General features: G+C 73.5%; 11 protein-coding genes. 2 read left to right on the plus strand and 9 right to left on the minus strand.

Annotated elements, in window-relative coordinates; translation table 11 throughout:
• Positions 1 to 163: 163 nt before the first annotated feature.
• The 7 genes from purE to mca all read right to left on the minus strand — a co-directional run bounded on the left by purE (position 164) and on the right by mca (position 8,930).
• Positions 164 to 655: a 5-(carboxyamino)imidazole ribonucleotide mutase gene (purE, locus tag FHX31_RS25465; protein WP_013284141.1), complete on the minus strand. Its 492-nt coding sequence runs from the start codon at positions 653 to 655 to the stop codon at positions 164 to 166.
• Entirely contained in the window at positions 655 to 1,812 is a 1,158-nt protein-coding gene (locus FHX31_RS25470) for a 5-(carboxyamino)imidazole ribonucleotide synthase (protein WP_013284140.1), read from the minus strand. The genes purE and FHX31_RS25470 overlap by 1 nt, the downstream gene beginning before the upstream one ends.
• A gap of 64 nt (positions 1,813 to 1,876) precedes the next feature.
• On the minus strand, positions 1,877 to 3,913 hold the full coding sequence (locus FHX31_RS25475) for a thioredoxin domain-containing protein (RefSeq protein ID WP_184977326.1): 2,037 nt from the start codon (positions 3,911 to 3,913) through the stop codon (positions 1,877 to 1,879).
• Between the two features lie 85 nt (positions 3,914 to 3,998).
• A complete protein-coding gene (locus FHX31_RS25480) occupies positions 3,999 to 4,892 on the minus strand; it encodes a hypothetical protein (RefSeq protein ID WP_091330178.1) in 894 nt (297 codons plus the stop codon).
• Between the two features lie 111 nt (positions 4,893 to 5,003).
• Positions 5,004 to 7,535, minus strand: a complete 2,532-nt coding sequence (locus FHX31_RS25485; protein WP_387031075.1) for a putative bifunctional diguanylate cyclase/phosphodiesterase — start codon at positions 7,533 to 7,535, stop codon at positions 5,004 to 5,006.
• A gap of 180 nt (positions 7,536 to 7,715) precedes the next feature.
• Positions 7,716 to 8,000: a hypothetical protein gene (locus tag FHX31_RS25490; protein WP_013284136.1), complete on the minus strand. Its 285-nt coding sequence runs from the start codon at positions 7,998 to 8,000 to the stop codon at positions 7,716 to 7,718.
• A gap of 48 nt (positions 8,001 to 8,048) precedes the next feature.
• Entirely contained in the window at positions 8,049 to 8,930 is an 882-nt protein-coding gene (gene mca, locus FHX31_RS25495; RefSeq protein ID WP_013284135.1) for a mycothiol conjugate amidase Mca, read from the minus strand.
• Between the two features lie 243 nt (positions 8,931 to 9,173).
• Between mca and FHX31_RS25500 the strand changes: the two genes are divergently transcribed.
• Together FHX31_RS25500 and greA are read left to right on the plus strand one after the other, a co-directional pair.
• The gene (locus FHX31_RS25500) at positions 9,174 to 9,608 is read left to right on the plus strand and encodes a DUF4307 domain-containing protein (protein WP_184977327.1); all 435 of its coding nucleotides are present in this window, start codon (positions 9,174 to 9,176) and stop codon (positions 9,606 to 9,608) included.
• Positions 9,609 to 9,753: 145 nt separating this feature from the next.
• On the plus strand, positions 9,754 to 10,254 hold the full coding sequence (greA, locus tag FHX31_RS25505) for a transcription elongation factor GreA (protein WP_013284133.1): 501 nt from the start codon (positions 9,754 to 9,756) through the stop codon (positions 10,252 to 10,254).
• 134 nt (positions 10,255 to 10,388) lie between these two features.
• Here the strand turns inward: greA and ilvA are convergent, their stop codons facing one another.
• Together ilvA and FHX31_RS25515 are read right to left on the minus strand one after the other, a co-directional pair.
• Positions 10,389 to 11,609 (minus strand): threonine ammonia-lyase, encoded by a 1,221-nt coding sequence (ilvA, locus tag FHX31_RS25510; protein WP_013284132.1) that lies wholly within the window; start codon positions 11,607 to 11,609, stop codon positions 10,389 to 10,391.
• Positions 11,606 to 12,394 carry a DUF4328 domain-containing protein gene (locus tag FHX31_RS25515; protein WP_232236674.1) on the minus strand — a complete coding sequence of 263 codons (789 nt, stop codon included), beginning with the start codon at positions 12,392 to 12,394 and terminating at the stop codon, positions 11,606 to 11,608. The genes ilvA and FHX31_RS25515 overlap by 4 nt, the downstream gene beginning before the upstream one ends.
• Between the last annotated feature and the right edge of the window lie 83 nt (positions 12,395 to 12,477).

Consider the following 12,477-nt stretch of genomic DNA (forward strand, 5'->3'; position numbering starts at 1 on the left):
TGGCCGCCGCCGAGCCGTTTGGGGACGGGAGGCCGGGTTGCAGGCCAGAGCCGTGCTGCGCCGATGGCTGCAGAGCAAAGTGGGCGGAGGGCACAGACACGCGTCGGCCCGGCCGGTCACGCTGAGCGACCAGACACCCGGGAAACAGAGAGTGACGAGACGGTCAGATCAGGGAGGCGCGCAGCGCGGCATCCTTCTCCGCGACCAGGTCCTCCAGGCTCGCCTGGTAGGCGGCCATCCTGTCGCGCAGCACCGGGTCCGAAGCGCCCAGGATGCGTACCGCGAGCAGGCCGGCGTTGCGAGCGTTGCCGATCGACACGGTGGCGACCGGCACCCCGGCCGGCATCTGCACGATGGACAGCAGCGAATCCATGCCGTCCAGGTACTTCAGCGGCACCGGGACACCGATCACCGGCAGCGGGGTGACCGAGGCGACCATGCCGGGCAGGTGAGCCGCTCCGCCCGCGCCCGCGATGATCACCTGGACACCACGTCCGGCGGCGGCCCGGCCGTACTCGATCATCTTGACCGGGGTGCGGTGCGCCGAGACCACACCAACCTCGTACGGCACGCCGAACTCGTCGAGCGCCTCGGCGGCGGCCTTCATGACCGGCCAGTCCGAGTCGCTGCCCATGATCAGCCCGACGGTGCTCATCAGTGCCCCTCCTGGAGCCAGCGGGCGGCACGCGCGGCCCGGGCCCGTACGTCGTCCAGGTCGTTGCCGAGCACCGTGACGTGCCCGATCTTGCGGCCCGGACGGACCTGCTTGCCGTACAGGTGGACCTTGGCCCCGGGCTCGGCGGCGAACAGGTGGTGCAGCCGCTCGTCGATGGACTTGCCGCCCGGCGCGCCACCCAGCACGTTCGCCATCACCACGACCGGCGCGGTCAGCGAGGTGTCCCCCATCGGGTAGTCGAGCACCGCCCGCAGGTGCTGCTCGAACTGGGAGGTCCGGGCCCCCTCGATGGTCCAGTGCCCGGAGTTGTGCGGCCGCATCGCCAGCTCGTTGACGACCAGCCCGGACGGCGTGTCGAACAGCTCCACCGCGAGCAGACCGACCACGCCGAGCGCGGTGGCCAGGTCGATGGCGAGCTGCTGCGCGGCCACGGCCTGCTCCTCGGGCAGGTCGGGCGCGGGCGCCAGCACCTCGACGCAGATGCCGTCGCGCTGCACCGTCTCCACCACCGGGTACGCGGCGACCTGCCCGAACGGCGAGCGCGCCACCTGCACGGCCAGTTCACGGCGCAGCGCCACCCGCTCCTCGACCAGCAGCGGCGTGCCACCGGCGAGCAGCGTGGCGGCCAGCTCACCGGCCTGACCGGCGTCGTCGACCATCCAGACGCCGCGCCCGTCGTAGCCGCCCCGGGCGGCCTTGAGCACCACCGGCCAGCCGGTCTCCTCGCCGAACGCGATCAGGTCGGCCGGGGACTCCACCGGACGCCAGGCCGGGTTCGGCGCGCCCAGCTCGCCGAGCCGTTCCCGCATCACCCGCTTGTCCTGCGCGTGCACCAGCGCCTCGGCCGGGGGGAACAGCTTCACGCCCTCGTCGGTCAGGGTGCGGATGTGCTCGTTGGGGACGTGCTCGTGGTCGAAGGTGACCACGTCGCAGCCCTTGGCGAACGTGCGCAGCGCGGCCAGGTCGGTGTGGTCGCCGTACTGGACGTCGGCGGCGACCAGCGCGGCACCGTCGTCCGGGGCGAGCGCCAGCACGCGCAGCGACTGGCCGAGAGCGATGGCGGCCTGGTGGGTCATCCGGGCCAGCTGGCCGCCACCCACCATGCCCACGACGGGGAGACCGGTACGGGAGTCCATAGCGCCGCCAGCCTATAAGGGCCGGTGCCGGGCCGGACCGTGAGGGCGGCCCGGCCCACTCCGCTCAGCCGAGCTGCACGACCAGCTCCTCGACGCCGGTCACCGGCCGTTGGCAGACGAAGCCCCGGCAGACGTACGCGGCGGGCTTCCCGTCGACGAACGGCCGCCCGGCCAGCAGCGGCACGCCGGGCTGGTCCGGGGCGCCGGCCACCACCACCGCGCCGGGCGGGGCGTGGCGCCGGGCGGCGGCCACCAGCGGGTCGCCCTCCGGGTCGCCGGTCGCCACAGCGATCTCGTACGGCCCGGACAGCAGCGCCTCGCCGACGGTGGCGGCGTACCCGGTGAACCGGGCGTGCCTGTCGACGATCGGCGCGACTGTCGTCAGCGTCTTCTCGGCCGCCTCCCGGTAGCGGGTCTCGCCGGTCAGCGCCGCGTACGCCACGAGCGCCGCGACGATCGCCGACCGGCCCGACGGGGTCGCGTTGTCGGTCGGGTCGGCGGGCCGGGTGACCAGGCGCTCGGCGTCGTCGGCGGTGTCGTAGAAGGCGCCGTCCGGGCCGGCGAACCGGGCCAGCGCCACGTCGAGCAGCTCACCGGCCAGCGTCAGCCACCGCCCCTCGCCGGTGAGCTGGTGCATCGCGCAGAACGCCTCGGCGACGCAGCCGTAGTCCTCCAGCACCCCGGCCGGCTGACCCACGACCTTGTCCCGGGAGACGCGGCGCAGCCGGCCGTCCACGAGATGCACGGTGGCCAGGTGCTCGGCGGCGTCCCGCATCGCACCGTCGGAGACGATGAGCACGCCGTCCATCAGGTTCGCGTCCTCGTCGTCGGGCGACACGAGCAGCGAGGCGACCTGCTGGAACTCCGCGATGGCGGTGATCGCGAGCCCGTTCCAGGCGGCCACCACCTTGTCGTCGCGGGCGGGCTGGGGCCGGGTGTCGCGGGCGGCCAGCAGCCGGCCCACCACGTCCTGCCAGCGGGCCCGCACCTCCGGGTCGGCGTCGTCGACGTCCCGGGCCAGCCGCAGCACGCTGGTGCCGTGCTCGAACGTGCCGTCGGCGGTGACCTCGAAGAGGTCCGCGGCGAAGCGGCCGTCGTCCTCCCCCAGCACCTCGACGAGCTGGTCGGGTGTCCAGACGTAGGTGAGCCCCTCGACGCCCTCGGTGTCCGCGTCGAGCGCGGAGGCGAAGCCCTCACCGGCGCGGTGCAGCTCGTCGGCGAGGAAGCGGGCGGTGTCGCGGGCCACCCGGCGGGCCAGCCGGTCGCCGGTGAGCCGCCAGAGCTGGGTGTAGACCCGCAGCAGCAGCGCGTTGTCGTAGAGCATCTTCTCGAAGTGCGGCACGGTCCAGTGGCCGTCCACCGAGTAGCGGGCGAAGCCACCGGCGAGCTGGTCGTTGAGGCCGCCGCGGGCCATCGCCTCGCAGGTGTGCCGGACGATCTCCAGGCTGCGCGCCGAGCCGGTGCGCTGGTGGTGCCGGAGCAGGAAGAGCAGGTTCATGTGCGGCGGGAACTTCGGTGCGCCGCCGAAACCGCCGTTCGTCTCGTCGTACTCCCCGGCGAGCCGGCTCGCGGCGGCGTCGAGCAGTTCGGCGGTGAGCGGGGCGGTGACGCCGCCGACTGCCTGCGCGCCGCCGATCGCCTCGACCACTGCGGTGCCCTGCCGCAGCACCGCCTCGCGCTGGTCGCGCCAGGCGGTGGCGACCGAGCCGAGCAGCCGGATGAAGTTGGCGCGGGGGAAGTACGTGCCGCAGAAGAACGGGGTGCCGTCCGGCGTGGCGAAGACGGTCATCGGCCAGCCGCCCTGCCCGGTCATCGCCTGGGTGGCGGTCATGTAGACCGCGTCGACGTCGGGGCGCTCCTCGCGGTCGACCTTGACGCAGACGAAGTCGTCGTTCATCAGCCGGGCGACTGCCTCGTTCTCGAACGACTCGTGGGCCATGACGTGGCACCAGTGGCAGGCCGCGTAGCCGACCGAGATCAGCACCGGCACGTCGCGCCGTTTCGCCTCGGCGAACGCCTCGTCGCACCAGGGCCACCAGTCGACCGGGTTGTCGGCGTGCTGGAGCAGGTAGGGCGACGTGGCCTCGGCGAGTCGGTTCACCACCCGACCTTAGCGAGCGCGCGGAGCCGGTGCGGCGCGAGTGCGGCGGCCGGGCCGGGGTCGTGGTCCCGGCCCGGCCGCCGTCTCACCGGGTCAGGGTGAGCGTCGAGGTGTCCCGCACGGTGAACTCGTTCCAGTACTCGAAGTCGCGGACCAGGATCTCGCTGACCGCCTGGGCGGTGCCGCGCTGGAACTTGACGTCGGCCGGGTAGGTGGTGGCCGACCACGGCACCACCTGGCCCGGAACGCACGGGATGTGGGGTGAGAAGTAGCCACGCACCATGCCCGCCTTCTTCTGCTCCTGGACGAGTTCGCCCGCGATGGAGAAGGAGTCCGCCCGGGTGCAGGTGATCGAGCCGCGGACGGTGGCGATGCCCTTGTTGTCCACCGTCGCGACCGGATCGACGGTCAGTGTGACGTCGAGCGCCGGCAGCGGCGGCGGGTTGCCGATGTGGACCTGGCCGCGCAGACCGCCGGTCGCGCCCTCGCACCGGATCTCGAAGGTGGCGTCGAAGCGCTCGACGTAGTCGAAGGGCCCCCACGCGGCGTCGAGGACCGTGAACGATCCGGTGCTCTGCGCGCAGGAGCGCCCCCAACCGCCGTTGTAGAGGCGGATGCCGGCCGTGCCGCTTCCGTCCGGCTGGCCGACGTTCTGGTAGGTGTCGCCCGCCTTCAGCGGCTGGCCGGCCGGGGCGCTGATCTCCAGACGCCAGGTGTTGTCGGCGTCGCTCCAGAACTCCATCCCGAAGTGCTGCTGGTCGTGGCCCCACGCGTTCATCTCGTCGCCCGGTGTCGGTGCGGCGGAGCTGTAGAAGTAGGAGTTGCCGGCGGTGATCGGATCACCCGGCTCGCCGGTGACGGCGAACGACCAGGACTCCGCCGGCCGGGCCTGCGCCGGCGCGGGCATGACCAGGCCGGCGGCGCCGGTGGTCAGCGCCATGGTCGAAGCGAGCAGGATCCGTCGCCAGGAACGTCTCATCGTCGTCCTCCCCGTGTGGACGTCAGCGGGGACGCCTGTCGTGCCCGCCGTGCCAGCAGCGTAGGACCGGCCGGGCGTCCTCCGCTGCCCCGTCCACGGCGGACGGACCGGTCAGGAGGCGCCGTCGGCGCGCAGCGGGAAGACGTTGCCCCGGGCCGCGTCGCGCAGCGACGCGAGCACTGCGGCGATCTTGTCAGCCGGCATCGGCTTGAAGAAGTGGTAGCCCTGGGCGGCGGTGCAGCCCAGCTCGGCCAGCGCGGTGCGCTGCTCGGCGGTCTCGACACCCTCGGCCACCACCCGCAGGCCCAGTTCGTGGGCCAACCCGACGGTGGTCCGGACGATCGCCGCCGCCTCCGGCGAGTCGGCCATCCGGAGCACGAACGAGCGGTCGACCTTCAGCTCGTCGACGGCGATGCGGGTGAGGAACGTCAGCGACGAGAAGCCGGTGCCGAAGTCGTCCACGGCGAGCTGCACGCCCATGCCACGCAGCGTGGCCAGCACCTCGTCGATGACCTCCAGCTCGCTCATCACCACCGTCTCGGTGATCTCCAGGACCAGCCGGTGCGGCGGCACCTGGTGGCGGCGCAGCGCTTCCTCGATCTCGGCGGGCAGCCGCGGGTCGAGCAGGCTGCGCGCGGACAGGTTCACCGAGATCGGGACGTCCAGCCCGTCCCGCGCCCATCCGGAGGCGACCTCCAGCGCCTTGTCCAGCACGTACCGGGTGAAGCTGCCGAGCTGCTCGCTGTTCTCCACCGGGCGGATGAAGTCGGCCGGGCCGAGCCAGCCCCGGCGCGGGTGCCGCCACCGGATCAGCGCCTCCACCCCGGTCGGCGCGCCGGTCGCCAGGTCCACCGCCGGCTGCAACGCCAGCACCAGCTGGTCGTCGGCGGCGAGAGCCTCCCGCATCTCCGCGAGCAGCGCCAGGTGGTCGGTGCTCGCCGCGTCGCGGGAGCTGTCGTACGCGGCAACGCTGCCGCCGCCCTCCTTCGCCTGGTACATGGCGATGTCGGCGCGCCGCAGCAGCTCCGTCAGGTCGGCCGCGCCCGCGTCGGCGACCACGACGCCCACCGCGACCTCCACGGACATCCGCACCCCGGCCACCTCGGTCGGTGCGGCGAGGCGCTCGGCGACCTCCCGGGCCTGGCGCAGCGCGTACGCCAGCGGGGCCGTCCGGTCCTCGACCAGCGGCACCGAGGTCAGCAGCAGCGCGAACTCGTCGCCGCCGAGGCGCCCGAGCAGGTCACCCGGCCGGGTCAGCGCGGCGAGCCGGTTGGAGGTGAGCCGCAGCAACTGGTCGCCCGCCGAGTGCCCGAGCGTGTCGTTGACCTCCTTGAACTGGTTCACGTCGAGCAGCAGCAGGGCCACCGGGTGGTCGTGCGCGCGCTGCCGCAGCGCCTGGTCCCCCTTGGCCAGCAGCGCCGCCCGGTTGAGCAGTCCGGTGAGCTGGTCGTGCACCGCGTCGTACGACGAGCGGGCGGTGACCAGCCGCAGCTCCCGGTGCGTGGCGGCGTCGTGCAGGGCGGCGGCCAGCGCGTCGCCGAAGGCCGCCACGCCGTCGCGTTCCCGGGCGCTCGGCGGGGCGGACCGGGCGAACCGCACCCGCAGGCGGCCGACGTCGGCGGATCCCACCGCGAGGCGGCGCACCAGTTCGTGCTCCCCCGCGTCGGCGCCGGCGGACGGCTCCACCTCCCGGTCGCGTACCTGCCCGCCGCGGTCGGCCCGGTAGCGGCGCCAGCGTCCCTCACCCCGGGCCACGTCGACCTCGACCAGCTCCGCGCCGAACAGGGTGAGCGCGCCGGTCACCGCGGCGGTCGCCACGCCGCGCTCGTCGAGCTGGTTGAGTGCGGCGGTGGCCTCGGCGAACGCCCGCCAGGTACGCCGCTCCTGGTCGGCCCGGAGCCGGTGGCGGTAGGTCTGCTGGAGCAGCCAGAGCGGCGGCGGCAGGAGCAGCAGCCAGCGCGCGTCGAGTTCGAGCAGCGCGACGACCACCAGGCCGACCGCCACGTTGCCGACGAACATGAGCAGCTTGCCGCGCAGCGCGGCGAGCAGCGGCGGACCGATCGCGATGCCGTGCCGCAGGGCGAGCGTGACGGCGCCCAGGAAGGCGGTGGTGAGCAGGTACGTGACCGCGGCGGCGGTGAGCGTGAGCGCCAGCTCCGGCGTGGGCGCGGCGAGCAGCGGCGGGCCGAGCGCGGTGGCCACCGCGGCGGCGAGCGCGGTGGCGGCGGTGAGCGAACCGGCGATCCCCACCAGTTCCAGCGCCGGACGACGGTCGGAGACCAGCGACATCACGGTCCAGGCGGCGCCCACGCCCAGCAGGGCCGCGGCCGGGAGCCAGCCGGCCGGCACCAGCCAGAGGCAGACCACGAGCGCGGCCTCGCCCCAGGTGATGCTCACCATGCCCGAGGCGGTACGGAAGCGCAGCCGGGCGAGCTGGGCCACCGCGAACGCGACGATGGCGATGCCGAAGCGTGCCGGACCGGGCAGTGGGTGGTCGGCCGGCAGGTGGGACGGGACGGTGAGGCCGAGCGCGGCGGCGAGCAGACCGGTCAGCGCGACCGCGACGGTGAGCAGGACGACGCCCACCGGTGTCCCACGCAGGCCGATCCGGTCGGGGGAACGGTCGGCCGGCTCGGTGGTCACGGGGCCGCCCCGTCGACGGGTCGGGCCGGGGCATGGTCGGGGGCCGGTGCTGTCTTCGACATCGGCGTCCCCCTTCCGCGCAGGGTCCGGGGCCTGACGGTCCCCCCGGCGGAAGGCTAAGCCAAAGCCGGTGGTCGCAACAGGGGGCGACGACCGGCTTCGACGTGATTCACGCGGTGTTCAGCTGTTCCGGTGCTGCTGGGAGCCGTTGGGCGCATTCGTCGGTGAATCCTGCTCGACGAGCCCGTCTGTCGGATCGGCGACTGCGGAATCGGCCCGGCCGGGGGTGCCCTGCTGCGGGAAGCGGTCGGGCAGCCGGCGCAGCCGGGCGTTCATGTTGCGGATCAGCAGGACGGTGACGGTGGCCAGCGCGACGATGAGGAAGAGGCCCATCGGACCGGCCAGACCACCCGTACGGGTGTCACCGAAGTTGTTCTGCGCGAGCACCTCGACGGTGGTCAGCATGGTGTTCCTCCGATGTGCGACTGAGCACCAGGGTAGACCCCGGCCGGGTCAGTGGGCACGGCACGCCTCTCGTACGCCGGCGAACAGGTCGGACTCGGGCAGCGGGCTGTCGACCAGCGAGCGGGCGAGCTGGAAGTCCTCCGTCGGCCAGGCGCGCTTCTGCAACTCCATCGGCACCTGGAACCAGAAGCCGTCCGGGTCGATCTGGGTGGCGTGCGCGCGCAGCGCGTCGTCGCGGACCGGGAAGTAGTCGGCGCACTCGACCCGGGTGGTGATCCGGGCGCCCTTGTCGGGGCGCTCGTCCCAGCGCTTCATCCACTCGCCGTACGGCGACTCGAGCCCGGCGGCGAGCACCGCCTCGTGCAAACTCATGATCTTGGCCCGGGAGAAGCCCACGTCGTAGTACAGCTTCAGCGGCTGCCACGGCTCGCCCAGCTCGGGGTGGCGGTCCGGGTCACCGGCCGCGTCGAACGCCGCCACGGTGATCTTGTGGGTCATGATGTGGTCGGGGTGCGGGTAGCCGCCCTCCTCGTCGTACGTGGTGACGACGTGCGGGCGGAACTGCCGCATCAGGCGCACCAGCGGCGCGGCTGCGACGTCCACGTCCTGGAGGGCGAAGCAGCCCTCCGGCAGCGGCGGCAGCGGGTCGCCCTCGGGCAGCCCGGAGTCGACGAAACCGAGCCACGCCTGCTCGACGCCGAGGATGGCCCGGGCGGCGTCCATCTCGGCCCGCCGGATGTCACCGATGTTCGCCCAGACGTCGGGGCGGTCCATCTTGGGGTTGAGCACACTGCCCCGCTCGCCACCGGTGGCGGTGACGACCAGGACGTCCACCCCCTCGGCGACGTATTTCGCCATGGTGGCGGCGCCCTTGCTCGACTCGTCGTCGGGATGGGCGTGCACCGCCATGAGACGCAGCTGTTCTGCCACCTTCGGCGCTCCTCGTCTGTGCCCGCCGACCGACCCCCGGGCCGGCCGGCTGACCTGCCGGAATCTCCCCCCGCGCCCGCGAAAGCCCCCGTGACGGCCGGTCGGGGGCCGCCACCGGAGTGGCCAGGGCCACGCCCGCCGGTCCAGGCCGACCTGCCATCCTTGACTCAGCGCCGGGCTGGGAAGATGGACCTAGCCATTCTTGCCGATGCCGCCGACAACAACGCCAGGAGATACCCGCCGGTGAGCGAGACGCACGCCACAGTCGCCGCGAAGGCACCGGTCTTCCCGCCGGGCCGCTACGGCCGCCGCCGGGAGCCGGGGCGCCGCCGGCCGGTCCTGCTCGCCCTGACGGTGACGGTCATGCTCGCCGTCCTCGGCCTGGGCGCGGCGAAGCTCTACTACCAGTACGGCGACCCGGAGTACCAGGGCGAGATGATCAGCTACACCGACATCACCGACTCCCGGGTGGTCGTCGACTTCCGGGTCACCGTGCCGCCGGGCGGCTCCGCCACCTGTCTGCTGCGGGCCCGCTCCCACGACGGGGCCCAGGTGGGCAGCGCCGAGGCCACCGTGACCGCGGAGCCCGGCCAGCGCCACATCCGGACCCGGCAGGAGGTCTCCACGAGCGCCCGGCCGTTCATCGGCGAGGTCCTGCGCTGCCGGCCCGCCGGCTGAGCCGGACCGCCGGCGAGTCGCCGGCCACCGCACCCCGGTCCCGCCGCCGGCACCCGGGGTGATTGATCACACCTCGACGCGACCCGCACTGGTAGCCTTGCAAGTTCACCTGTCAGCCAGTCCGCACCAATCGAGGAGACCGCCTGTGTCCACAAATGGAAACGAGGCGCCCGCCACCTGGCTGTCCCAGGACGCCTACGACCGTCTGCAGGCCGAGCTCGACGAGCTGATCGCCAACCGACCGGTCATCGCCGCCGAGATCAACGCCCGGCGCGAGGAGGGCGACCTGCGGGAGAACGGCGGCTACCACGCCGCCCGCGAGGAGCAGGGCAAGGCCGAGGGCCGCATTCTCTACCTCAAGGAGCTGCTGCGCACCGCCAAGGTCGGCGAGGCGCCGGACACCGACGCGGTGTCGCCGGGCATGGTCGTGAAGATCTACTTCGACGACGACGCCGACGACAGCGAGACCTTCCTGCTCGGCTCCCGGGAGATCGCCTCCACCACCGACCTCACGGTCTACAGCCCCGAGTCCGCGCTCGGCAAGGCCATCCTCGGCGGCAAGGCAGGGCAGACCTGCACCTACACGGCGCCCAGCGGCGCCGATATCAAGGTGACCATCGTCTCCTTCGAGCCGTACAGCGGCTGACCCCTCCGGACCCGCGCCGGACGGCTCGGGTCCCGAACCCGACCGAGGCTGACAGGCCCTCCTCGGACCCGAGCCGCACACCCGAACGCCCCGACCGGATCATCCGGCCGGGGCGTTCGCGTTCCGCCGAGGGCTCAGCCCTCGCCGGTGAAGACCACCTGGTAGCCGCTGGCCCGCAGCGCGCTGATCAGCGTGTCCGAGTGCTCCACCCCGCGGGTCTCCACGGACAGGGCCACCTCCACCTCGCCGAGGCGCAGGTGCGGGTTGGCGCGCTGGTGCACCACGTCCACCACGTTGGCCCGGTGCTCGGCGATCTCGCTCAGCAGGGAGGCGAGCTGGCCGGGCCGGTCCGTGCAGCGCACGGTGATCCGCAGGAACCGGCCCGCCGCCGCCAGGCCGTGCTCGATCACCCGGAGCATGAGCAGCGGATCGATGTTGCCGCCGGAGAGCACCGCGACGACCGGCGCGGTCACCTCCACCGCGCCGGCCAGCAGCGCCGCCACGCCGACCGCGCCGGCCGGCTCGACCACCTGCTTGCCTCGTTCCAGCAGCATCAGCAACGCCCGGGAGATGTCCTCCTCGGAGACCGTGACGACGTCGTCGACGAGCTTGCGGACATGGGTGAAGGTCAGCTCGCCCGGACGGCCGACCGCGATCCCGTCGGCGATCGTCGCGAACGAGGGCAGCCGCAGCGGCTCGCCGGCCCGCAGCGAGGGCGGGAAGGCGGCGGCACTCGCCGCCTGGACCCCGATCACGCGTACGTCGGGACGCAGCGCCTTGGCCGCCACCGCCATGCCCGAGACCAGGCCGCCGCCGCCCACCCCGGTCACGATGGTGCGCACGTCCGGGCACTGTTCGAGGATCTCCAGCGCCACGGTGCCCTGCCCGGCGATCACGTCCGGGTGGTCGAACGGGTGGATGAACACCGCTCCGGTCCGCTCGGCGAAGGTCTGCGCCGCGACGAGCGACTCGTCCACCGTGTTTCCGACCAGCTCGATCTGCGCGCCGTACCCCTTGGTCGCGGCGACCTTCGGCAGCGGCGCGTTCACCGGCATGAAGACGGTGGCGTGTGCGCCGACCAGCCCGGCGGCGAGCGCCACCCCCTGGGCGTGGTTGCCGGCGCTCGCCGCGACCACGCCGCGGGCCCGCTCCTCGGCCGAGAGCCGGGAGATCCGCACGTACGCACCGCGCACCTTGTACGACCCGGCGCGCTGGAGGTTCTCGCACTTGAGCCAGACCGGCCCGCCGAGCGCGGCGCTGAGCGGCCGCGACGGCTCCAGCGGGGTGGTACGGGTGACACCGGCGAGCAGTTCCCGCGCGGCCTGTACGTCGGCGAGACCGACCAGTTCCGTCATGCCCCGATCGTGCCACCCGGGGTGGGCGGAACCTGCGGCGACGTCGGCGCAACCGGCATCGGCGCGGCGGGCGCGGGCCAGCCCGGTCGGCCGGGCCAGACCGGCTGCCCGGGCCACACGGGCACGGCCCGGGAGAGCCGGTCCTGCTGGGCGGCGGAGATCCGGCGGACCAGCACGACGAACGCGATCCCGGCGACCAGGCAGGCCACCGCCGGCACCAGCCGCGGCGCGAGCGCGTCCTCGTAGAAGCGCACGTACGTGGCGAACTCCGCGTCGTTGCGGGGCAGCTCGGTCAGCCGGTCGTAGCGCTGCTGCTCGGCCCGCGCGACGAACCGGTCGCCGATCAGGAACACCAGCCAGCTCGCCCACCACACCCCGACCAGCCACGACTGGCGGCGCTGCCACACGCTGTTGCGGAGCAGGTCGGCGAGCACCCGGGCCGGTACGACGAGGTTGGCCAGCGGCACCAGCCACCCCGCGATCGCCCACGCCGGGCTCAGGTTCGGCACCGCGCCCGGGAACGCGTCCAGGTTCTTGCGCGCCCGCCAGGTCCAGATCACCACGAGCGTCCCCGCAGTCAGGAGCGCGAGCAGGTAGGGCACCGAGAACAGCACCTCGGCCAGTACCGCGCCGAGCAGCACGTCCCGGTCGAGCTGCTCGGCGGCCGAGCGGGCCATCCGCACACCCACCAGCGGGAACAGCGCCGTCAGCAGGTAGCACAGGGTGGCGGCGCCGACCGCGGACGCGCCGGCCACGGCCAGGCCGCGCACCCCGTACGTGGGCACGCCGGGGCTCACCGCGGGCTGACCGACTCGGGTGCCGCAGCGCCGGCACTCCTCATAGGCCGGGGACGTGGCGTCGCCGCAGG

It is taken from the genome of Micromonospora sp. CNZ286, from assembly GCF_014207755.1.